Annotated in this window: 18 protein-coding genes and 1 tRNA gene; 2 read left to right on the top strand and 17 right to left on the bottom strand. The window is 61.1% G+C overall.

The genetic code is table 11. The features are described from left to right. Window positions 1–2: 2 nt before the first annotated feature. The 15 genes from ACFWXH_RS06440 to ACFWXH_RS06510 form a co-directional block, all read right to left on the bottom strand. Window positions 3–2,156 carry a type I secretion system permease/ATPase gene (locus ACFWXH_RS06440; RefSeq protein WP_379118469.1) on the bottom strand — a complete coding sequence of 718 codons (2,154 nt, stop codon included), beginning with the start codon at window positions 2,154–2,156 and terminating at the stop codon, window positions 3–5. A gap of 232 nt (window positions 2,157–2,388) precedes the next feature. Further along, window positions 2,389–2,652, bottom strand: a complete 264-nt coding sequence (locus tag ACFWXH_RS06445) for a hypothetical protein (protein WP_379118471.1) — start codon at window positions 2,650–2,652, stop codon at window positions 2,389–2,391. A gap of 73 nt (window positions 2,653–2,725) precedes the next feature. After that, a tRNA-Val gene (locus ACFWXH_RS06450) sits at window positions 2,726–2,800 on the bottom strand. 112 nt (window positions 2,801–2,912) lie between these two features. Then, window positions 2,913–3,593 (bottom strand): phosphoglycolate phosphatase, encoded by a 681-nt coding sequence (locus tag ACFWXH_RS06455; RefSeq protein WP_379118473.1) that lies wholly within the window; start codon window positions 3,591–3,593, stop codon window positions 2,913–2,915. Window positions 3,594–3,671: 78 nt separating this feature from the next. Further along, window positions 3,672–5,480 (bottom strand): ABC transporter ATP-binding protein, encoded by a 1,809-nt coding sequence (locus ACFWXH_RS06460; RefSeq protein ID WP_379118475.1) that lies wholly within the window; start codon window positions 5,478–5,480, stop codon window positions 3,672–3,674. Beyond that, window positions 5,477–6,421, bottom strand: coding sequence for an acetamidase/formamidase family protein (locus tag ACFWXH_RS06465; RefSeq protein WP_379118477.1), 945 nt, complete (start codon window positions 6,419–6,421; stop codon window positions 5,477–5,479). The genes ACFWXH_RS06460 and ACFWXH_RS06465 overlap by 4 nt, the downstream gene beginning before the upstream one ends. After that, window positions 6,411–8,054, bottom strand: coding sequence for an ABC transporter substrate-binding protein (locus tag ACFWXH_RS06470; RefSeq protein WP_379118479.1), 1,644 nt, complete (start codon window positions 8,052–8,054; stop codon window positions 6,411–6,413). Before ACFWXH_RS06470 ends, ACFWXH_RS06465 begins: the two co-directional genes overlap by 11 nt. A gap of 42 nt (window positions 8,055–8,096) precedes the next feature. Continuing rightward, complete coding sequence (locus ACFWXH_RS06475) at window positions 8,097–9,017, bottom strand: ABC transporter permease (RefSeq protein WP_054313005.1); 921 nt, start codon at window positions 9,015–9,017, stop codon at window positions 8,097–8,099. Then, the gene (locus ACFWXH_RS06480) at window positions 9,014–9,880 is read right to left on the bottom strand and encodes an ABC transporter permease (protein WP_200911788.1); all 867 of its coding nucleotides are present in this window, start codon (window positions 9,878–9,880) and stop codon (window positions 9,014–9,016) included. Before ACFWXH_RS06480 ends, ACFWXH_RS06475 begins: the two co-directional genes overlap by 4 nt. A 19-nt stretch (window positions 9,881–9,899) precedes the next feature. Then, entirely contained in the window at window positions 9,900–10,505 is a 606-nt protein-coding gene (locus ACFWXH_RS06485; RefSeq protein WP_054313003.1) for an ANTAR domain-containing response regulator, read from the bottom strand. After that, a complete protein-coding gene (locus ACFWXH_RS06490; protein ID WP_054313002.1) occupies window positions 10,502–11,635 on the bottom strand; it encodes a transporter substrate-binding protein in 1,134 nt (377 codons plus the stop codon). The genes ACFWXH_RS06485 and ACFWXH_RS06490 overlap by 4 nt, the downstream gene beginning before the upstream one ends. Before the next feature lie 184 nt (window positions 11,636–11,819). Further along, the gene (gene gor / locus ACFWXH_RS06495; protein ID WP_379118482.1) at window positions 11,820–13,211 is read right to left on the bottom strand and encodes a glutathione-disulfide reductase; all 1,392 of its coding nucleotides are present in this window, start codon (window positions 13,209–13,211) and stop codon (window positions 11,820–11,822) included. A gap of 111 nt (window positions 13,212–13,322) precedes the next feature. Further along, window positions 13,323–13,940, bottom strand: coding sequence for a DUF2059 domain-containing protein (locus ACFWXH_RS06500; protein ID WP_379118484.1), 618 nt, complete (start codon window positions 13,938–13,940; stop codon window positions 13,323–13,325). Between the two features lie 20 nt (window positions 13,941–13,960). Continuing rightward, on the bottom strand, window positions 13,961–14,659 hold the full coding sequence (gene rpiA, locus ACFWXH_RS06505) for a ribose-5-phosphate isomerase RpiA (RefSeq protein ID WP_379118486.1): 699 nt from the start codon (window positions 14,657–14,659) through the stop codon (window positions 13,961–13,963). A 90-nt stretch (window positions 14,660–14,749) separates the two neighbouring features. Beyond that, window positions 14,750–15,613, bottom strand: coding sequence for an alpha/beta fold hydrolase (locus ACFWXH_RS06510; RefSeq protein WP_379118989.1), 864 nt, complete (start codon window positions 15,611–15,613; stop codon window positions 14,750–14,752). Window positions 15,614–15,699: 86 nt separating this feature from the next. Between ACFWXH_RS06510 and ACFWXH_RS06515 the strand changes: the two genes are divergently transcribed. Further along, a complete protein-coding gene (locus ACFWXH_RS06515; RefSeq protein WP_379118488.1) occupies window positions 15,700–15,885 on the top strand; it encodes a hypothetical protein in 186 nt (61 codons plus the stop codon). Here ACFWXH_RS06515 and ACFWXH_RS06520 read toward each other — a convergent pair. Then, window positions 15,872–17,782: an ABC transporter ATP-binding protein/permease gene (locus tag ACFWXH_RS06520; protein ID WP_379118991.1), complete on the bottom strand. Its 1,911-nt coding sequence runs from the start codon at window positions 17,780–17,782 to the stop codon at window positions 15,872–15,874. The two genes, ACFWXH_RS06515 and ACFWXH_RS06520, sit on opposite strands and share 14 nt — an antisense overlap. A 433-nt stretch (window positions 17,783–18,215) precedes the next feature. Between ACFWXH_RS06520 and ACFWXH_RS06525 the strand changes: the two genes are divergently transcribed. Further along, on the top strand, window positions 18,216–19,589 hold the full coding sequence (locus tag ACFWXH_RS06525) for a class II 3-deoxy-7-phosphoheptulonate synthase (RefSeq protein WP_379118490.1): 1,374 nt from the start codon (window positions 18,216–18,218) through the stop codon (window positions 19,587–19,589). A gap of 56 nt (window positions 19,590–19,645) precedes the next feature. Here the strand turns inward: ACFWXH_RS06525 and ACFWXH_RS06530 are convergent, their stop codons facing one another. After that, a complete protein-coding gene (locus ACFWXH_RS06530) occupies window positions 19,646–19,939 on the bottom strand; it encodes a hypothetical protein (RefSeq protein ID WP_379118493.1) in 294 nt (97 codons plus the stop codon). Window positions 19,940–19,962: the final 23 nt, after the last annotated feature.

Here is a 19,962-nt window from a genome sequence, read left to right on the forward strand (position 1 = left end):
CTCTACTCCGCAGCCTCTGACAGCGTCCCGCCCTGGAGGCGGTATAGCTGTGCGTATCGACCGTTCTTGGCAAGGAGTTCGTTGTGGGTTCCCTGTTCGGTGAGGCGGCCTGCCTCGATGGTGATGATGCGGGTCGCGTCTCTCAGGGCTGCAAGCCGGTGCGCGATGATGAAGACGGTGCGGCCTTGTGCCATGCGCTTCATGTTCTGCTGGATGACATATTCAGATTCATAGTCGAGTGCGCTTGTTGCCTCGTCGAAGAGCAGGATGCGCGGGTTGGTGACAAGCGCTCTGGCGATCGCGATACGCTGACGCTGACCTCCAGAGAGGTTGGCGCCGCGCTCTTCCAGCACTGTGTCGTATCCCGACTTCAGCTTGACGATGAATTCGTGCGCTCCCGAAAGCTTTGCTGCCTCGATGACGCGGTCGAGCGATAGGGAAGGGTCGGACAGGGCGATGTTCTCGCGCACCGTGCGCCGGAACAGCACATTCTCCTGAAGTACGACACCGATCTGGCGGCGCAAGCTGCGTGGGTCGATGAGAGCCAGGTCGACACCATCGATCATGACACGGCCACGCTCCGGCACATGCAAGCGCTGCAGCAATTTGGCAACCGTGCTCTTGCCCGAACCTGATGGACCGACAATGCCAACGATCTCGCCGGCGTCGACCGAGAACGAAACGTCGGAAAGGATCTCGCGCTCACCCGGACGATAGCGGAACGTGACGTGGTCAAAACTGGCCTGCCCGACGATCTTGCGGATCGAGCCTTGTCCAGTGCTACCGGTGAGTTCAGCGGGTGCGTTGAGGATGTCGCCAAGGCGGTCGATGGAAATGCGAACCTGCTGCAGGTCCTGCCACAGTTGTGCCAGTCGCAGCACCGGGCCTGAGACCCGCCCGGCCATGATGTTGAAGGCGACGAGTTGGCCGACCGTCATGTCGCCAGCCAGAACGGCTTTGGCGCCGAACCACATGGTCAGGACGATGACTGCCTTGGAAATGAACTGGGCGGTGTTGGAGGCGATGTTGCCGAGGTTGGAGGTGCGGAAGCCGGCCTGTACATAACCGGCAAGCTGGTCCTCCCAACGGCGTTGCATCTGTGGCTCGACCGCCATCGCCTTGAGCGTTTCGACCCCGACGATGGTTTCAACCAGGAAAGTCTGATTTTCCGCGCCACGATTGAAGCGCTCTTCGATGCGCCGTCTGAATTCCGGAGTCACCGCAACGGACAGCAGCACATAGACTGGGATCGAGCAGACGACTATGAAAGTCAGCCAGGGGCTGTAGAGGTACATCACAGCCAGGAACACAAAGAGGAAGAAGACGTCGAGCAGGACAGTCAGCGCTGAGCCGGTGAGGAAGGCGCGGATGTTCTCAAGCTCATGCACGCGAGCAACTGTTTGGCCGGTCTGGCGAGCCTCGAAATAGGCGATCGGCAAGCCGAGCAGATGATTGAACAGCTTGGCGCCCAGCGCGACGTCGATGCGGCTGGTGGTGTGTGTCGTCACGTAGGTGCGCAGCCCCGTCAGCAGCACCTCGAACATAGACACGACCGATAGGCCGATCACCAGCACTTCTAGTGTGGTCAGGCCGTTGTGGACCAAAACCTTGTCGATGACGAGCTGGAAGAAGATCGGCGAAATCAGGCCGAGCAATTGCACGAAGAACGAGGCAAGCAGCACTTCGGCGAAGATCCAGCGGTAGCGAATCATCTCCGGAATAAACCAGGAAAAATCGAAGCGCCGCGCAAATCCGTCGGCAAACGCGCGGCTGGTGATCAGGATCGCATAGCCATTCCAACCCGCCTCAAACTCTGAGCGTGTCAGTTCTTGCGCTGCGCCGACCGCTGGATCCTGAATGAGAACCCTGTCGGCGGAGAGAGCGGCAAGAATGGCAAATCCGCCACTTGATTTCTCAACAATGATTGGAAGCGCCAGGTGATCCAGTCGTTTGGCGGCCGGACGGACGATGCGCGCTTTGAGCTTGAGACGCTTTGCAGCGCGGACAACATCTTCGCGGCCGGCGACGTCGACCACAAGTCCAAGGTCATGCCTGATGACTTCCGAATCTGCGGGTTTGCGCAAATACTGAGCGATTAGCGCCAAGCAAATGACGCCGGTGTCGACGACACCACTCTGCCCCCCGAACCCGTCCACACGCCCCCGCGCAATAGAAAGTTGCCAGACAGCAACTGTCTACATCGGGTTAAAGCGCTTGCAAGTAACATTGTGAAACATAGGGCCCAAACCATTAGTCCAGCCCCCTAAGCATATTCTAATGATAATTTACTGAGTTGAATATTGGGTCGGATTCCAGAAATCGAGAACAGGGGAACATTTGTATCTGAAAGTTTGAAAATGTAGTTGCGATCTCGCCAAGGTGGCGTGATCATGTGAAACCGCTCAAAGCGGCGAGAATGAACATCAACTGCCTGAGAGCAGGCCACACGACAAAGTACAGTGCTGCAACGATTGCGACGGCGATGGCGAGAACCTTCAATGGTCGTTTTGGAGCAAGTTCCATAGCGACGCCTGTCAGGTGGGTGGAAGGCGCATGCGCGCTCGCATTATGGGCCAACTCGGCCTCAAGTTCGGCGTTCGCGTCATTCGAGAGGTCGCTCGCAGAAAGAAGGCCGATGAGTGCCGCGCGCACTTCCTCCCGTATCCAGCCGACGGCAGTCAGTTCTTCGTTCAGGATTTCAAGGCCGAGCGTAAGGCACAGAAAATGGTGGGCGATGTAGGGATTGAACCTACGACCCCACCCGTGTGAAGGGTGTGCTCTCCCGCTGAGCTAATCGCCCGCTCCATGCCCGAAGGCCAAGCGCGCCGCGATATAAGGTGGGTGATGGTCGGAAGTCAACCGTCCCATCCGCGCTTCCAGGCTACGAAAGCGCGGATACGGCAAAAGATTTTTCAGCGCGCCGCCACGATCAGTTTTTCGACGAGGGCAGGGGTCAATTCATCGAAGTGCGAGATGACGACGGATGGCTCGAATTCGCTGACATGGCGGTCGGTGTAGCCGAAATCGACCGCCACCACCGGGATGCCAGCCGCTTTGGCGGTATCGATATCGGTCTGCGAATCGCCGACCATGACAGCGCGTTCCGGGTCACCGCCGGCCAAGGCGATGGTTTCGAGCAGATGGCGGGGGTCCGGCTTGCGGAAGGCGAAGGTGTCCTGGCCGGCGATCGCGGCGAAGTGTTCGTTCAACCCGAGCGCTTCGATCAAAGCCTTTGAGTTCGCTTCATATTTGTTTGTGCAGACTGCGAGAACATAGCCTGCTTCCTCCAGCCGGCCGATCGCGTCCACGACACCTGGGTAAGGCAAGGACTTGCCGGGAATATTCTGGGTGTAGTGGGTCATGAACAGGCCGAGCAGGCGGTCGAGTTCCTCCACCGCCAATGCCCTGCGCTGCGCCGCATAGGCGCGTTCGATCATGACGCGTCCGCCCTGGCCGACAAAGCGCTTGAAGCCGATATAGTCCACGCTCTCCAGCGCGCCATCGACCAGGCTGTGGTTCAGACTGTCGAGCAGGTCGGGAGCGGTGTCGACAAGCGTTCCGTCGAGGTCGAAAACGATGATGGGGCGCTTCATGATCCAGTCCGTAGTTGCAGTCGCAGCAGGCGATAGCTGTTCGCTCGCCTCGATACAAGCAGTGTGACCGGCCGCAGCCTAATGGGCTGCGACCAAATGGCCGTCGCCGACATCCTGCAGCAGCAGTTTCACGGGTGGGTCGCCGACCCGACGAACCGGACTTGCGATCTCGCTGTCCAATCGGGCGAACCGTGTCCGCCGACGAGCAGGATCGGGCACCGGAACCGCCTCGATCAGCCGTTTCGTGTAGGGATGGCGCGGATTGGCGAAAACCTGCTCGCGCCTGCCCATCTCCACGATCTGGCCGAGATACATTACCGCCACCTTGTCGGAAATGTTCTCGACTACAGCCATGTCGTGCGAAATGAAAAGATAGGCGACGCCGAACTCGCTTTGCAGTTCCTTGAGGAGTTTCAGCACGCGCGCCTGAACCGAAACATCGAGTGCCGAAACGCTTTCATCGGCGATGATCAGTTTAGGCCGCAGCGCCAATGCGCGCGCGATGCAGATGCGCTGGCGCTGGCCGCCTGAGAATTCATGCGGATAGCGCTCCATCTGGTCGGCTGTGAGCCCGACGCGCTCGAACAGTGCCGCAACGCGCTCCGTCCGTTCTTTTGGAGTGCCGATCCCGTGGATCAGCAGGGGCTCCGCGACCAGATCGCCGACAGGCATGCGCGGATCGAGCGAGGCGTACGGGTCCTGGAAGATCATCTGGATGTCACGGCGCACCGCCTTGCGCTCGTCTCGACCCAATCCTGCAAGGTTCCTTCCGCCTATGGCAATGTCGCCGCTATAGGGCAGGAGCCCGGCAAGCGCCTTTGCGGTTGTGGATTTGCCGCAGCCGGATTCGCCCACCAGCGACAAGGTTTCGTTCGGCGCGATCGAGAAGTTGACGCCTTCCACGGCGTGAACGCGGCGCGTGACGCGGCCGAAGAAACCGCCGTGCAGGTCGAAACGCACATGGAGTTCGCGGACTTCGGCAACAGCGGCAGATTTTGCCGGTTCCTCCGATTTGCCCGATGCCGCGGCGCGCCCAGAACCCATCCTGGGCACGGCGGCAAGCAATTCGCGTGTGTAGTCGACCTGCGGCCGCTCGAAGATGTCGGTGATGGTGCCTTGTTCGACCATGCGGCCGTTGCGCATGATGATAACCCGATCCGCCATCTCGGCGACGACGCCCATGTCGTGGGTGATCAGGATCACGGCGGTGCCTTGCTCGCGCTGAAGGTCGCGCAGCAATTCCAGAACCTCGCCCTGCACCGTGACATCGAGTGCCGTGGTCGGCTCGTCGGCGATCAGCACGTCCGGCTTCAAGGCGAGCGCCATGGCGATCATGACGCGCTGGCGCATGCCGCCGGAAAGCTCGTGTGGGAACTGTTTCAGCCGGCTCTCGGCTTCGGGAATGCGGACTGCCTTCAGCGCTTCGATGGCGCGGGCACGTGCATCGCCTCCGCTTAAGTTGGTATGGACCTCGATTGCTTCGATCAACTGGCGCCCGATCGACAGAACCGGGTTCAGCGAGGTCATCGGTTCCTGGAAGATCATCGCGACGCGGTTGCCGCGAACGGCCTGCATGCGCTTTTCGCTGAGTGCCGTGAGGTCGAGATCGCCCAGCCGGATCGAGCCGGCCGAAACGCGTGCTTGCGGCTGCGGCAACAATCCCATGATCGCCAGCGAGGTCATCGATTTGCCGGAACCGGACTCGCCTGCGATGCACAGCGTTTCGCCGCGAGCCAGCGCAAACGAGAGATCGGAGACCACCGCCCGTTCGCCCTCTTCCCCGCGTACGGAAACAGTAAGGCCAGAGACGGTTAGCACCGGCCTCTTCTCTGGATCTTCAGACGCGGCAACTGCCGCGCCTGCCTTTATATCGGCGGCTGCGATCATTCGAACACGCAACGCGGGAAGTAGAACGACACCACCCAGTTCGGCATGTCGACAATCTCGCTGATCCTGAGGTCGCCACAGACCGAAACCAGCATATAGGCATCGACCGGATCCATCTGGTAGCGGGCCGCGAGCAGGTCGACCATTTGGGCAACCGCTTCCTTGGCGCCCGTCATCAGGTCGGGCCCGATGCCGGTCGTGACCTCGTAACCCTTGGCGTCGAGATGGCGCGTCACCGGACCCGGCGTGGTGAAGCGCGGCATCTTCAGCCGGGCATCCTTGACCAGATCAAGGGTGAGCACGACATCCATCGGGCTTTCGATCGCGGTACCGCAGACTTCACCGTCGCCCTGGGCGGCATGCGTGTCGCCCACCGAGAACAGCGCGCCGGCCACTTCTACCGGAAGATAGAGCGTGGTGCCGGCGGCAAGGTCGCGGATGTCGAGATTGCCGCCGACGCGGCGCGGCGGCACCACGGAATGCAGGCCCTTTTGCGCCGGCGCATTGCCGATGGTGCCGGCGAAGGGCTTGAGCGGCACACGACCATTCTTGCCGAACAGCGCCGGTTCCAGCGAATTGACGTCATACTTCCAAACTGCCAGAGCCGGCTCCTTGAAGTCGTCGGCAAGCAAGCCAAAACCCGGAATGTTCGCCGTCCAGCCGAAGCCGGACGGTTTGAACTGCTCGATGGTGATTTTCAGCGCGTCGCCAGGTTCCGCCCCTTCGACATGGATCGGCCCGGTTACAGGGTTGATCTTGCCGAAGTCGAGCCGGGCGATGTCCGCGACCGTGCTGTCGGGCTGCAACTGGCCGCCGGAGGAATCCAGGCAGTTGAACTCGATGGTGGAGCCGGGTTCCACCCGTTCGGCCGGGACGAAGGAATTGTCCCAGCCGAAATGATGATGACGCCCGTGGATCGTATAGTTGCAGTTATTGCACATCGTTCACATACACATAGTCGTAGTTGATCGGGATATGGACCGGGTCGACGTAGAGCTTGTCGTCGCCCGCCATGCGTGGCGAGCGCATGGTGAAACGCTGTTCGTTGAACACCGGCGCCCACGGCGCGTCTTCCATGACCTTGGCGTAAATCTCGCCCCACAGCTTGTAGCGTTCGTCGGCCTTGGCTGGGTCGACGATGGAGTCGGCCTTGGCCGCCTTGTCATCAAGATCCTTGTTGCAGTACCAGGCCCAGTTCCAACCACCCTGAACGGCGCCGCCACAGCCCAGGATTGGGCCGTAGAAGTTGGATGGATCGGGGAAGTCGGCGATCCATGCCATGCCGCCCGACCAGATCATCGGAGCGCCGGCCTTGTCGCCGCCGGCCGCGATCACATTCGCCTGCGCCAGAGACTGGATCGACGCCTTGATGCCGATGGCTGCGAGATCCTGCTGGATCGCCTGGGCGATGCGCGGATTGGGATCGGTGTTCATGACGAAAAGTTGTGTCTCGAAGCCATCCGCATGACCGGCCTCGCCAAGCAGCGCCTTGGCCTTCTCGACATCGTATTTGTAGCCGGCGAAGTTCTTGTCGTAGCCAGGCATCGACGGCGGAAGCGGCTGGTTGGCCGGTACCGCACGGTTGTTGATGATCTTGACGATGCGTTCCTTGTTGATGGCCATGTTGACGGCCTGGCGCACCTTCACATTGTCGAACGGTGCCATGGTGGTGTTCATGGTGACGTAGCCGGTCTGCAACTGGCCGCCTTCGACCACACGCGCCTTTTGCGCGGGATCGGCCATCACTTCCTGGAACTTGGCTGGCGGGATGCCGTCGCCCGGCACGTCGACTTCGCCCTTCTGCAGGCGCAGCAGCGCCACGATTGGCTCCTGGCCGATCTCGAAGGTGATCTTGTCGAGATAGGGCAGGCCCTTGTGCCAGTAGTCGGCATTGCGCTCGAACACGAGGCGCTGGCCGAGCGTCCATTCGCCAAGCTTGTAGGCACCGGTGCCGACCGGATGCTTGCCGAAGTCGGCGCCGTATTTCTCGACCTCTTCCTTCGGCACGACATGGCTGAAATTGATCGCCATCACGTGCAGGAAGGTGGCGTCCGGCCGCGACAGTTCGATCTTGACGGTCGCGGGGTCGACCACAGTGACGCCGGCCAGGCTTTCGGCCTTGCCGCCTGCTACGTCCTCGTAACCCTTGATCGAGGCGAAGAAACCGGCGCCGGGGCTCTGCGTCTTCGGATTGGTGACGCGGTCGAGCGAATATTTGACGTCGTCGGCCGTCATCTCGCGGCCATTATGGAATTTCACGCCTTTGCGCAGCTTGAAGGTGAAGGTCGTACCATCCGGCGAGATCTCGTAGCTTTCGGCAAGTTCAGGCCGCAGATTGGTTGTGCCGGGTTCATAGTCCATCAGGCCGTCGAACAAGCTCTTGATCATCGACCAGTTCTGCCAGTCATAGCCGATCGCCGGGTCGAGTGTTGCGACATCGTCCTTGTAGGTGATGGTGATGGCGCCGCCCTGCTTGGCGTTCGGGTCGAGCTTCTCATCGGCGGATGCGGGCGCGAGGCCAAGCACCAGCGCCAGCGCCGAGGCGGCTACGGTTGAGGCCAGATATTTCTTCATGTTCTGTTCCCTTCTTGTCTTGTTTGTCGTTGGTTGCTGTTGTCAGCGCAGCTTGATGCGCGGATCGATGAACGGGGCGACGATGTCGGCAAGCAGGTTGCCCAGCACGATGGCGCAGGCTGAAACCAGCGTCACACCCATGATGATTGGAATGTCGACACGCTGGATCGCCTGCCAGGCGAGTTGGCCGATGCCCGGCCAGCCGAAGACGCTTTCCACGACCACGATGCCGCTCATGAACAGGCCGATGTCGATGCCGATCATGGCGACGACCGGCAGGATGGCGTTGGGCAGCGCGTGGCGGAAAAGGATGGCGTGGCGCGCGAGCCCTTTGGCGCGAGCGGTGCGGATATAGTCCTGACGCAGCACGTCGATCATCGACGAGCGCATCATGCGCGAGTACCAGCCGGCCCCGAGGATGCCGAGCGTCAGCGAGGGCAGCACCGCGTGCTGCCAGGTGCCGTAACCGCCGATCGGGAACCAGCCGAGTTGGACGGCAAAGACGTAGAGCAGCAGCAGGCCGACCACGAATTGCGGCGCCGAGACACCGATGAAGGAACCGACCATCAATGTCTGGTCGGTGGCACTGCCGCGTTTCGCGGCTGCGATCAGACCCATAGTCAGGCCGATCGCCAGTTCGCACAGGATCGCACCCACCATCAGAATGAGGCTTGCCGGCAGGCGCGAGACAATCAGTTCGGTGACTTCGGAGCGCTGGATGTAGGAGCGGCCGAGATCGCCCGAGAGCAGATTGGTGAGATAGCGCCAGTACTGCACGACAAACGGTTGGTCGAGACCGAGTTGCTGGCGAATGCTTTCCACTGTCTGCGGCGTGGCGCTGCGGCCGGCGATCTGGCGCACCGGATCGGCCGGCAGCAGATAAAGCAGGGCGAAGGTGATGATCGAGACGCCGAGAAGAATGAGTGCGGCCTGGATCAGGCGGCGGGTAAGATAAGCGATCATGCCCGTCCCCTCTGCGTCGGATCGAGAATGTCGCGTAGCGCATCACCAACCAGGTTGAAGGCGAGCGCCAGGGCAAGGATGGCCGCACCCGGGAAGAAGACCAGCCAGGGGGCAGCCTGGAAGTAGGTCTGGTTCTCAAAGATGATGTTGCCCCAGGACGCGGTGGGCGGCTGTACGCCGATGCCGAGGTAGGACAGCGTTGCTTCCAGCAGCACCGTGGTCGAAATGCCGAGCGTACCCCACACGATGATGGTGGGCAGAAGGTGCGGCAGGATGTGGCGGAACAGGATGCGCGGTGTGCTGGCGCCGATGGTGCGCTCGGCATCGATGAATTCGCGCTCGGCCAGGGAACTGGTTTCCGTGAACACGACGCGAGCAGTCTGTACCCAGTTCACCAGGGCAATGACCATGGCGACGATCCACAGGCTCGGCTGGAAGACGGCGGCGAGGCAGATGGCGAGCAGCAGTGCCGGAAAGGCCATCATCAGGTCGGTGAACCGCATCAGCGTGCCGCCGATCCAGCCACGGAAGTAGCCGGCGGTGACCCCGACCAGTGTTCCTATGAACAGGGCAGCCCCATTGGCGACGATGCCGATGATGAGCGAGGTTCGTGCGCCGTACAGGATGCGGGTCAGAAGATCCCTTCCAAGCAGATCGGTACCCAGCCAGAACGCGGCATTGGGCGGCAGCGGTGCGCCTTCGAGCGTCAACCCGTCAAACAGCTGTTCGTTGGGATCGTAGGCCGTCAGCCATGGCGCGAAGATCGCGCCGAGAACAGTGACGGCGATGATGATAAGTCCGATGACGGCGAGGGGCCGTTTCAGCAGCCGACCGAGCACACCCACCCGACGTTTCGCCGGCATGGGTGCCGTGATCGGCGCGTCAGGCGCGATAGGGGTGGTCAATGCCGCCCTCCTGTTCGGTCATGGCGACAACCCGGCGCGCAGCGTCTTCGAGGTTCACCTGCCAACTCATGGCGAGCGAACGCAGTTGCGCATAAGCGCGCTCGTCGTCGATGCCCTGGCTGGACAAGGCTGCTACGGCGCGCACAATGGTCTGGCGCTCGGCCACGCGCGCCTGCAGCGTGGCAATCTCGTCGGCCAGCTGCCGACGCGCGGCAAAACTCTGACGGGCGATCAACAGCGCCGAATAGACACCGGAATTGCCGACCGGTTTCAAAAGCTGGGCATCGGCATTGTGCGACAGTGCCCATTCGATGCGCCCCGGTGCTTCGGAGCCGATCAGCGCGATGATCGGCATCGGCGCTTCGCCTGGTACCCAGGGAAACTGCTCGTCGAAGCCGAGGTCGACATCGAAGAAGACGAAATCCGCACCGAGCGCCTCCGACGGCAGTTCCGGCCAGCAATCGGTGGCGGAAAGCCCGATAGCGGAAAGCTGGCGTAGGATGGCGTTGAGGTTGGCATGCGGCCGATGCAGCACGAAAGCTTTCGCACCACCAAGAATGGGAATGCGGGCGGCGCGCTTCATGACACCACCTTCAGCTTGCGACGGCCGAATACCTTGGCGCGGTCATAACGCGACAGGTAAGGGTCTGGCTCGACTGTCTTGGCAATGCTGACTTTTTCGAAGCCGCCATTGGCGATACGGCCAATTTCGACGGGCAGCGTCGCATGCTGCGTTTGTGGATCGATGCTGATCGCGCCGAATGGCGTGTTGAAGCTGTTCTGTGCAAAGGCGGCGGACAGATCGCTCGGGCTGGCGTCGCCGTTTGAAGCGAGGGTCGATGCCAGAACCTTCACGCAAGCATAGGCAGAGGCCTGGAAGGAGGAGGGCCGCGAACCGTCATGTTCGGGTTGGCCAACCAGCCAGACTTCCTTGACGGAAGCGTCATGGAAATAGGGGCCGGCGGAAAGATGACCGTCGCCGGCGGCACCAATAGCCGGCAGCTCGCATTCGGTCAGGTTGCAGGAGACGATCGGACAGCGCTGAGGCGTGAAATGATCGTCCTGCCGCGACATTTCCGCATAGGCCTGGAAGAAGGCATAGGAGGAGGGGCCGATGAGATTGTTGAGGATGAAGTCCGGTCGCGTTGCACGAATTTCTTCGATCAGCCGCGATACGTCTGTTTCTCCGAGCGGCAGGTAGCGTTCGCCAAGCACCCGTCCGCCGGCATCGGCAATCAGATCGCGGGCCACGCGATTGGTTTCCCAGCCCCAGATGTAATTGGAGCCGGTCAGGAAGCCGTTGGCGCCGTAAAGAGGTATGATGTGTCCGAGCAGCGGCACGAGATGCTGATTGGGGCATGCATGCATGTAGACGACATGCTCATTGGCCTCGAAGCCTTCGTAAGGGCACGCATACCAGAGCGTGCCGCCCGCTTTTTCGAGAACCGGAATGATTTCCTTGCGGCTCCAGGAAGTCACGCCGCCGATGATGTGGCGGGCGCTTGAATTGCGCAGAATGTCTTCCGTGAGCGTCGCATAGCGGTCTGCGTTGCCTTGCGGGTCGCGTTCGATAGGAACGAACTCTATGGGGGAAAAAGGGTCGGCGTTGATCGCGGCGACGGCCTGCATGGCGCCGCGATGACAGGCTTCCGAGACGAGCTGGTAATTCCCGGAACGGGAATACAGAATGCCGATCTCGACGCGGCGTTTCACCAGCGATACCCCCCAAAAACGAAAAATGCCCCGCAGCCATCGCCGTCGGGCGAGGCATACGAGGCACGCTTGCCGTCCGGCTAACAAGGCCGGTATTTTGTCCTTAAACTATCCCGTGCTTCTCTACAGTCAAGAGTGGGCGGACTGATTTCCGCCTTGGCGGCAACGAACGGGTAGCGAGGCGCTAATCGACCCGTTCGCCGTTTTTAACGCGGTAGGTGGGTTTGTACATGGTGACGAGCTCTTCGGCTGCAGTCGGGTGCACAGCCATGGTGCGGTCGAAATCGTCCTTGGTCAGGCCCGCCTTGATCGGAATGCCGAGAAGTTGCGCCATCTCGCCGGCATCGGGGCCGAGGATATGCGCGCCGAGCACCTTGCGGCTCAGTGCATCCACCACCAGCTTCATCAGCATCTTTTCGTCTCGCCCGGCCAGCGTGTGGCGCATCGGCCGGAAGACGGCGCGGTAGACTTCCAGTTCGTCGAAACGCTTGGCGGCGTCGTCTTCCGAAAGGCCTACGGTGCCGATCTCCGGCTGCGAGAACACCGCGGTGGCGATGGTGTCGTGATCCGGTGAGATCGGATTGTTCTTGAAGGCCGTCTCGACAAAACACATCGCTTCGTGAATGGCGACAGGGGTAAGTTGGACGCGATTGGTGACGTCCCCCACCGCCCAGATGTTGTCGACATTGGTGCGGGAATACTGGTCGACGATGACCGCGCCAATCGGCGACAGCTCAACGCCAGCAACCTCGAGGCCCAGCTTTTCGGTATTCGGTTGCCGACCGATGGCGAGCATCATCTGATCGACGGTGAGCACGTCACCTCCCGTCACCCGCACGTCGAGCCGACCGTCGGGGCGGCGCTTCACCTCTTCGGAAACCGTGCGGCAGAGGATGCGGATGCCCTTCTTTTCCATGGTTTCGTGCAAGGAGCGGCGCAGATCCATGTCGAAGCGGCTGAGGATTTCCGTGCCGCGGTAGATCAGGGTCGTTTCCACGCCAAGCCCATGGAAAATGTTGGCGAATTCGACTGCTATGTAACCGCCGCCTTCGATGGCGATCGCCTTCGGCAGTTCGGCCAGGTGAAACGCCTCGTTGGAGGTGATGCAGTGCTCATGGCCAGGCAGTGCCGGATGTGCGGCCGGGCGCCCGCCGGTGGCGATCAGGATCTGGTCGGCAGTGATGGTGCGGTTTTCTGCCTCGAGCCTGATGGTGTGGCGGTCGATAAGGGTGGCGCGGGTCTGGAAGGTTTCACCGCCGGCGCCCTGGACGCCTTTGGCGTAAAGTCCTTCCAGCCGTGCGATCTCACGGTCCTTGTTGGCGATCAATGTCTGCCAGTCGAAACTCGCCTGCGGCACGGTCCAGCCGTAACCGGCGGCATCCTCGAAATGCTCCGGAAACTGGGAGGCGTAGACGAAGAGTTTCTTCGGCACGCAGCCACGGATCACACAGGTGCCGCCGAAACGGTATTCCTCGGCGACGCCGACCTTCTTGCCAAGCGCCGCCGACACCCGTGCCGCCCGCACGCCGCCCGAGCCGCCGCCGATAACGAAAAGGTCGTAGTCGTAAGCGCTCATGGCGAAATCCTGGTTCCTTGTGCGACGCAGGTCACAGGTAGGCGTCGAATCGCCAAAAGAAAAGCCCGGTCGTGGCCGGGCTTTTGATCCAGTCGCGCTGACAGGCAGCGATCAGTTGGCGCTGCCATCCGCAGGCGCGGCACCTTCGGCCGGAGCCACTCCACCGGCTGGCGCGGCACCCTCTGCCGGAGCGGTTCCGTCGGTCGGGGTCGGGGTGGGAGCCTTAGCGCCTGCCGCAGCCTGCAGCGCTTCGCCAACCTGCTGGGCGAGGTCGCGGGCGACGCCGTTCTGCCAGATTTCAGCAGCTTTCACGAGCTCGCGCGTCACGATCGGGCCGCTGTCGAGCAACTTCTTGCCGGTCTCGGACTGATAGAAGGTAGCGATGTTGTTGAGGTCCTGCTCGGAGAACACCTTGGCATAGGCTGTCGCCGCTTCCTTCTCCAGATCGGCGCGGCGCGAGGCCAGCGCGAGGGCTTTGGCATTGATCGTCTGACTGATCAGTTCCTGCAGGTCGGGGTTCTTCTGGATCAACTGTGCCTCGAGGGCGGCAGCCGCCTGCGGAAGGATGGTGTCGAACGGGTCGGTCGCACGAATGGCGCTTACGGCGGCGCGTGCTGCCTTGAGGTGCGATTCGGAGATTTCCTGGGCGAAGGAAGGAGCTGCAAAGGCAACGACAGCAGCGGTCGCCAGCATCATGGAAAGACGACGAACCCGGTTATTCAACATCATGATCGGAAAGACTCCCTTGTTTATCGGGGTGCGTGGACAGTTTCGATGCCATTGGCACCTGCAACGACCGCCGCGGACGCCAGCCCGATGAAAAGACCGTGCTCTACCACGCCAGGAATGGCATGAAGGGCATTCGATAGCGCTCTTGTATTCGGAATGCGGCCAAAAGATGCATCGAGGATGAAATGACCGCCGTCTGTAACAAATGGCTGGCCCTCCGTCATCCTCAATGTGATCGGCCCTGAAAGGCCGAGTTCGCGTGCCGCCGCGGCAACCGCGATCTCCGTGGCGCGCAGGCCGAAGCGGTTGACCTCGATGGGTAGCGGAAAGCGGCCGAGCGTATCGACAAGCTTCGAACGGTCGGCGATCACGATCATGCGCTGCGAGGCTGCGGCTACGATCTTTTCACGCAGCAAGGCGCCACCGCCGCCTTTGATGAGAGTGAGTTCAGGATCGATTTCATCGGCGCCATCGACGGTGAGGTCGAGTTCGGGCATCTCCTCGAGCGTCGCCAACGGTACGCCGAGTTCGGCACATAGCGCCGCCGTCCGTTCCGAGGTCGGCACGCCGATGACGGAAAGGCCCGTCGCAACCTTTTCAGCCAGCAGACGTACGAATTCCTCTGCCGTCGAGCCGGTGCCGATGCCCAGCCGCATGCCATCCGTGACATGGGCAAGGGCTACCCTCGCGGATTCGATCTTCAATTGCCTGGCATCCATGGTCGGAATTCGTCGCTCCGCGCCTTCGTTGCCGGGCTCCTAGCATTTTTGTCTGCACGGTCAAAGGGTATGCGGGCAGACGGTGCGCCTCTAGACGTATTGCGTAGGCGGGCTGCCTGCGGTGAATTCCGTGCCATCGAGCAACCAGGCTAGAAATGGCGGCCACAGTGTCTCGGCGAAGCGCGACCGGAAGAAACCGAGATGGCCGATGGAACTGCCTGCGTCCTTCGGCGAAATCCAGCGCCTTAAGATCGGCGCACGGTCGTAGTGCTTCATCAGCGAAACCACGGCACGTTCCGTTCCCCATGGATCGTCTGTCATGCGCAGAGACAGGATCGGCGTGTGCACCTTGGCAAAACGTGCGGTTTCCTCGAGATCGGGATCGTCGAAGAAATAGTCCGGCATCGAACACCACCGTGCCCAGTCGCGGAAAACCGTCGCAGGGATCGGTTCGCCCAGACGCATCCATTTCGGCATGTCGCGAAACAGGAGGGAAAGCGGCACGCCAAGCAGGAACATGCGCGGCCCCGCCCATCTGTCGTCAAGGCCTCGGTGATAGCCCGACATGACCGCAACCATTCCATAGCGGGCGAATCGGTCGGAAATGCCGCTCAAACCCAGCGCCTGGCCGCCATAGGATTGTCCAACGCCGACCATGGGATGCCCGAGGGCAATCGCGTCGAGCGTCTTGGCCGCCGCCGGCATGTCGTGCAGTGCCCAATCGGCCATGCCGATGCGCTTCGACCAGCTCCTGGGGCGGATGGAATCGCCTGTGCCGCGATAGTCATAGATGAGAACGCCGCGCGCACCGGCCTTTACAGCCGCCGTGGCAAAGGCGGCATAGAAGCCGCGTGGCACTGCGGTGGCAGATGAGATCAGGATGAGTGGCTTCTGCCCGTCGCCCTCGAACAGCGTACCGGCAAGAGGAAAGCCATCGTCGGCCTCAAAGCGGATATCGCGTTTGCGTGCTTCCAGAGCGTTCTGGTGCGCGTTGGCTTGGGCGGATTGCGCGAGGGAAGGTGTCATCGATCCTGCCTCCCATGATCGAAGCCAACGCTACCATTGACGTGAACGTCAAAGTCAAGATGATGACGAAGGATGAATTCACTGCCCTCGGGCAGCTCTGTTGGTTTGAGAACCAGCAGAGCAGTCGCCAGCTTGTCAGCGGAAGAAGTCAAGCCAAAGCGATTGAAATGACTTACGGTCGAGCTGTTATTTCTGCCTGAGCCGCATGCGCGTAATGCGGGCCCAGCCATCCTCCAGCATCGGCGTCCTGGCGATTGGCCGAGCAGGTGGATTGGCAAGGATCGTGGTGATTTCCCGTGGCAGGGTCGGGACGAGCGGCTTCTTGGTGGCGACACCATCGGCGATGCTGAGCACGCTGTTGTAGAATTCCTCGCCGGTCGCCGAGCGCGGCGGGATCGCCTCGTGCATCACGCTGATGACGATAACGTCCGGGCAATTGTCCTTGATCGCCTGGTGGAAGGCGACCTTGCCGTCTGGGTCCAGTGCAGCTGTCGCCTCGTCCAGGAACAGCAGGCCCGGCTGTTGCAAAAGGATACGCGCAACGATCAACTTCTGCTTCTGGCCACCAGAAAGGATCTGGTCCCAGCTATGATTGTCGCGCGTGCCTTCAGACAGATATTCGATGAATTCGCCGAGCCCGGCACGGTGCAGGGCGGCGGCGGCCTTGGTGTCGGAATGGTCGTCCGGAGAATCCGGCAGACAGACCAGTTCCTTCAGCGAGACCGGCGGCAGCTTCACCTCCTGCGCTGCATAGAAGGTTTTCACGCCTTCCGGGAAGACGACCGTGCCGCGTCCGTAAGGCCACAGGCCGTTGATTGCTTTGATAAGCGAGGTTTTGCCGCTGCCGGATTCGCCTTTGAGGAAGGTCCATTCGCCGCGCCGGAAGCGCAGCCTTTCCGTCGTCACGAAGGGAGCGGCATCGACGCCTCTCTGCATCAGTTCGAGATGCTGGATTGTCAGGCCAAACACCGGGTTCTGATGCGTGTAGCGGAAGTCAGAGTGACCGCTCTGGCGGTAGAAATCGGCTGGCTGCTGTACGTTTTCGATGGCTTCGGCCAGTTCGATGACGCGGCGGCTGTTGGCCCTGAGCGCTGCGATCGCCGGCATCACATGGATGAACCATGAACACTGGCTGATCAGCGAATTGACCAGTTCGGCGCCGGTTATATAGCCCTTGAGGTCGACCTTGTTGTGAATGAACGGGATGAGGCCCGGTCCATAGGCAACGATGCGGGCGCCGATGAAATTGTAGACCAGCTCAAATGACGAATAACCGGCATTGACGCGGTTCAGGCGTCCCCATGTCTGATCGATATCTTGATAGAGGCGGCCGTGCATGGCCTTTTGCACCTCTTCGCCACGCGCGGCGGCGACGTGGAAGGAGCGGCGCAACAGCGTCGTCAATTCGCCGCGATAGCTGCCCTCGGCCTGCTGCATCCTGACAGACAGCCGCTCAAGCATGCCGCCGAGCTTCATGGCGATCCAGGTATTGAACGGGACATAGATCGCAACCGCAGCCAACGCGAGTACGGCGCTGCCATAATCGCCGAGGAATTCCAGGCCTGCGACTTCAGTAGAGTCCGCGATCAGCTTCTGGCCGACAAAGAACAGCGAAGTAGCCACCGCCAGCACGCCCATGGCGAGCCCGATGGCACCGCCGGTCATGTCCTTGATCGATTCCTGCACACGCTGATCGATGTTGTCGGGCCCGCTGCCTTCGGCTCCGTTCTGGGCATGGAAATGTGTGTGGTTGGCATCGAGCAGGGCGTCATTGAAACGGCCGTTCAGCCAGCCACGCCATTTGCGATGCAGCGTCGCCGAAACCAGAGTGCGGGTGCCGGTGATGCCGACGTCCTTGATGACAACGAGCAGAACCAGCCAGCCCGCATTGCTCAGCAGCGAGGTGAGGGGCGTGGTGTTGGCCGCATCGTGGAAGAAGGCGATGGAGTTGACCAGTTCGCCAGACGCTACCGCAAACCATACGCCTGTTTTGCTGGAGAGCGCCGTCAACAGAGCGATGATGACGGCTAGCGCCCATGCTTCTTGCCACCGGTCCGAGAACCAGTAGGCCCGCATAAGGCCCCAGAAACCGCGCATCGATGAAACCGGCGTCTGGGTTGACGGTGCTGCCGGATCGTGGCGCCGCCGTCTCAGCATTGAATGTTTCGGTCTGTCGGCCCGAATCACTTCCCGCCCAAACCTCTCTAGTTTTGTTACGCAGAGTAACACCAATTGATCATTTTCCGTTAACATTCTCGCCAAATGCCATGCAAGGGTCTGTGATTGGCTTCACCTGCGTGGCCTATCGGCCACAGTGACGCTCCGGTGAGATCTTATCCAGACAGCTGATTTGAGGCGCCTAGCGCAAATGGCGTAGGCCTCAAGAGGGGCACATAAGCCGTTCGCGTCCCTGCCAAATCCGGGGTAGAATAGGAAACCGGCTTCCTGTATGGAGCCGCATCTCCTTTATGGGGAGCGAAGGGCTTGGGCGATGGTGCCGAAGCGTGAAAAGCGCGTTGGGTGCGACAAAATGACAAAGTGGTCCCCGAATTCCTGGAGAGCGAAGCCTATCCAGCAGGTTCCTGCCTATCCGGATCTTGCTGCTCTGAAGGAGACCGAGGCTCGCCTTGCCAGCTTTCCACCGCTGGTTTTCGCCGGTGAGGCCCGCAAACTGAAGAAGCAGCTTGCGGCCGTGGCCAATGGCGAGGCTTTTCTGCTTCAGGGCGGCGATTGTGCAGAAAGCTTTGCGGAACATGGCGCGGACAACATCCGCGACTTCTTCCGCGTGTTCCTGCAGATGGCGGTCGTGCTCACCTTCGCGGGATCGCAGCCGGTGGTGAAGATCGGCCGCGTTGCCGGTCAGTTCGCCAAGCCGCGCTCATCCGACAATGAGACCAAGGGCGAACTCACGTTGCCCAGCTATCGTGGCGACATCATCAACGGCATCGAATTCGACGAGAAATCACGCGTGCCGGACCCCGCCCGCCAGGAAATGGCCTATCGTCAATCGGCGGCGACGCTCAATCTTCTGCGTGCCTTCGCCCAGGGCGGTTACGCCAGCCTGGAAAACGTGCATCGCTGGATGCTTGGCTTCGTTGCCGATAGCCCGCAGGCCGAGAAATACGAAGCGCTCGCCAATCGCATCACCGAAACCATGGATTTCATGCGGGCGGTTGGCATCACCTCGGAAACCAACTTCGCGCTGCGCGAAACGGATTTCTACACCAGCCACGAAGCGCTGCTGCTCGGTTACGAAGAGGCGCTGACCCGCGTCGACTCCACCTCCGGCGATTGGTATGCCACCTCCGGCCATATGATCTGGATCGGCGACCGCACTCGCCAGCCAGATCACGCGCATATTGAATATTGCCGCGGCATCAAGAACCCGCTTGGCCTGAAATGCGGCCCGTCGCTGACGCCGGACGGATTACTGGAACTGATCGACCTGCTCAATCCGGAAAACGAGCCGGGCCGGCTCACACTCATCGCGCGCTTCGGTGCTGATAAGGCTGGCGACCATCTGCCGAAGCTGGTGCGCGCGGTGAAGAATGCCGGCCGCAGCGTGGTGTGGTCGTGTGACCCGATGCACGGAAACACCATAACCGCCGCCGGCTACAAGACACGGCCGTTCGAGCGCATCCTGAAAGAGGTGCAGACCTTCTTCGAAGTACATCAGGCGGAAGGTACGCATGCGGGTGGCATTCATATCGAGATGACGGGCAAGAACGTCACCGAGTGCACCGGTGGTGCCCGCGCCATCATGGCGGAGGATCTGCAGAATCGCTATCACACCCATTGCGATCCGCGCCTCAATGCCGACCAGTCGATCGAACTGGCGTTCCTGGTGTCGGAATTGCTCAAGAAAAGCCATGTCCGCCAGCCGCATACGCAGGCGGCTGAATAAAACCGTTGGACGGCATGGAAGGAAAAGGCGCCGAAACCGGCGCCTTTTTTATGTGATCAACCGACCTGCGTGTCGTTCTTGACGCCCAGGCGCGGCTTCATGGGGCCGGAGCGGGTGTTGCCATTCTCGCCGACCGGCGTTCCGCCTGTGCCGGGAAACAGGACCTCGAGGGCAGGTGGTTCGCGCAGCCGCAGATAGGTTTGCTCGTCGCCTCGCCACAGGCCAATGTCGCGCAACTGCGCATCATTCATCCCGTTGAAGGAGCCTGCGCTATCGAAGCGGCGCACGCCGGCAATACCGCGGCGAGAAAAGGCCAATCCGGCGATAAGTCTTCCCAACAGCGCTTTCATCTTGGCCTCTGGATTCGGCAAAT

The organism is Mesorhizobium sp. NPDC059054 (genome assembly GCF_042739215.1).
Taxonomy (GTDB): domain Bacteria; phylum Pseudomonadota; class Alphaproteobacteria; order Rhizobiales; family Rhizobiaceae; genus Mesorhizobium.

What these genes read in the sequence shown, in the direction of transcription:
- ACFWXH_RS06455 (WP_379118473.1), bottom strand. Translation starts at nt 3,593, where the DNA reads ATGAAGCGCCCCATCATCGTTTTCGACCTCGACGGAACGCTTGTCGAC.
- ACFWXH_RS06460 (WP_379118475.1), bottom strand. Translation starts at nt 5,480, where the DNA reads ATGATCGCAGCCGCCGATATAAAGGCAGGCGCGGCAGTTGCCGCGTCT.
- ACFWXH_RS06465 (WP_379118477.1), bottom strand. Translation starts at nt 6,421, where the DNA reads ATGTGCAATAACTGCAACTATACGATCCACGGGCGTCATCATCATTTC.
- ACFWXH_RS06470 (WP_379118479.1), bottom strand. Translation starts at nt 8,054, where the DNA reads ATGAAGAAATATCTGGCCTCAACCGTAGCCGCCTCGGCGCTGGCGCTG.
- ACFWXH_RS06475 (WP_054313005.1), bottom strand. Translation starts at nt 9,017, where the DNA reads ATGATCGCTTATCTTACCCGCCGCCTGATCCAGGCCGCACTCATTCTT.
- ACFWXH_RS06480 (WP_200911788.1), bottom strand. Translation starts at nt 9,880, where the DNA reads ATGCCGGCGAAACGTCGGGTGGGTGTGCTCGGTCGGCTGCTGAAACGG.
- ACFWXH_RS06485 (WP_054313003.1), bottom strand. Translation starts at nt 10,505, where the DNA reads ATGAAGCGCGCCGCCCGCATTCCCATTCTTGGTGGTGCGAAAGCTTTC.
- gor (WP_379118482.1), bottom strand. Translation starts at nt 13,211, where the DNA reads ATGAGCGCTTACGACTACGACCTTTTCGTTATCGGCGGCGGCTCGGGC.
- ACFWXH_RS06500 (WP_379118484.1), bottom strand. Translation starts at nt 13,940, where the DNA reads ATGATGTTGAATAACCGGGTTCGTCGTCTTTCCATGATGCTGGCGACC.
- rpiA (WP_379118486.1), bottom strand. Translation starts at nt 14,659, where the DNA reads ATGGATGCCAGGCAATTGAAGATCGAATCCGCGAGGGTAGCCCTTGCC.
- ACFWXH_RS06515 (WP_379118488.1), top strand. Translation starts at nt 15,700, where the DNA reads ATGATCGAAGCCAACGCTACCATTGACGTGAACGTCAAAGTCAAGATG.
- ACFWXH_RS06520 (WP_379118991.1), bottom strand. Translation starts at nt 17,782, where the DNA reads ATGCGCGGTTTCTGGGGCCTTATGCGGGCCTACTGGTTCTCGGACCGG.
- ACFWXH_RS06525 (WP_379118490.1), top strand. Translation starts at nt 18,216, where the DNA reads ATGACAAAGTGGTCCCCGAATTCCTGGAGAGCGAAGCCTATCCAGCAG.
- ACFWXH_RS06530 (WP_379118493.1), bottom strand. Translation starts at nt 19,939, where the DNA reads ATGAAAGCGCTGTTGGGAAGACTTATCGCCGGATTGGCCTTTTCTCGC.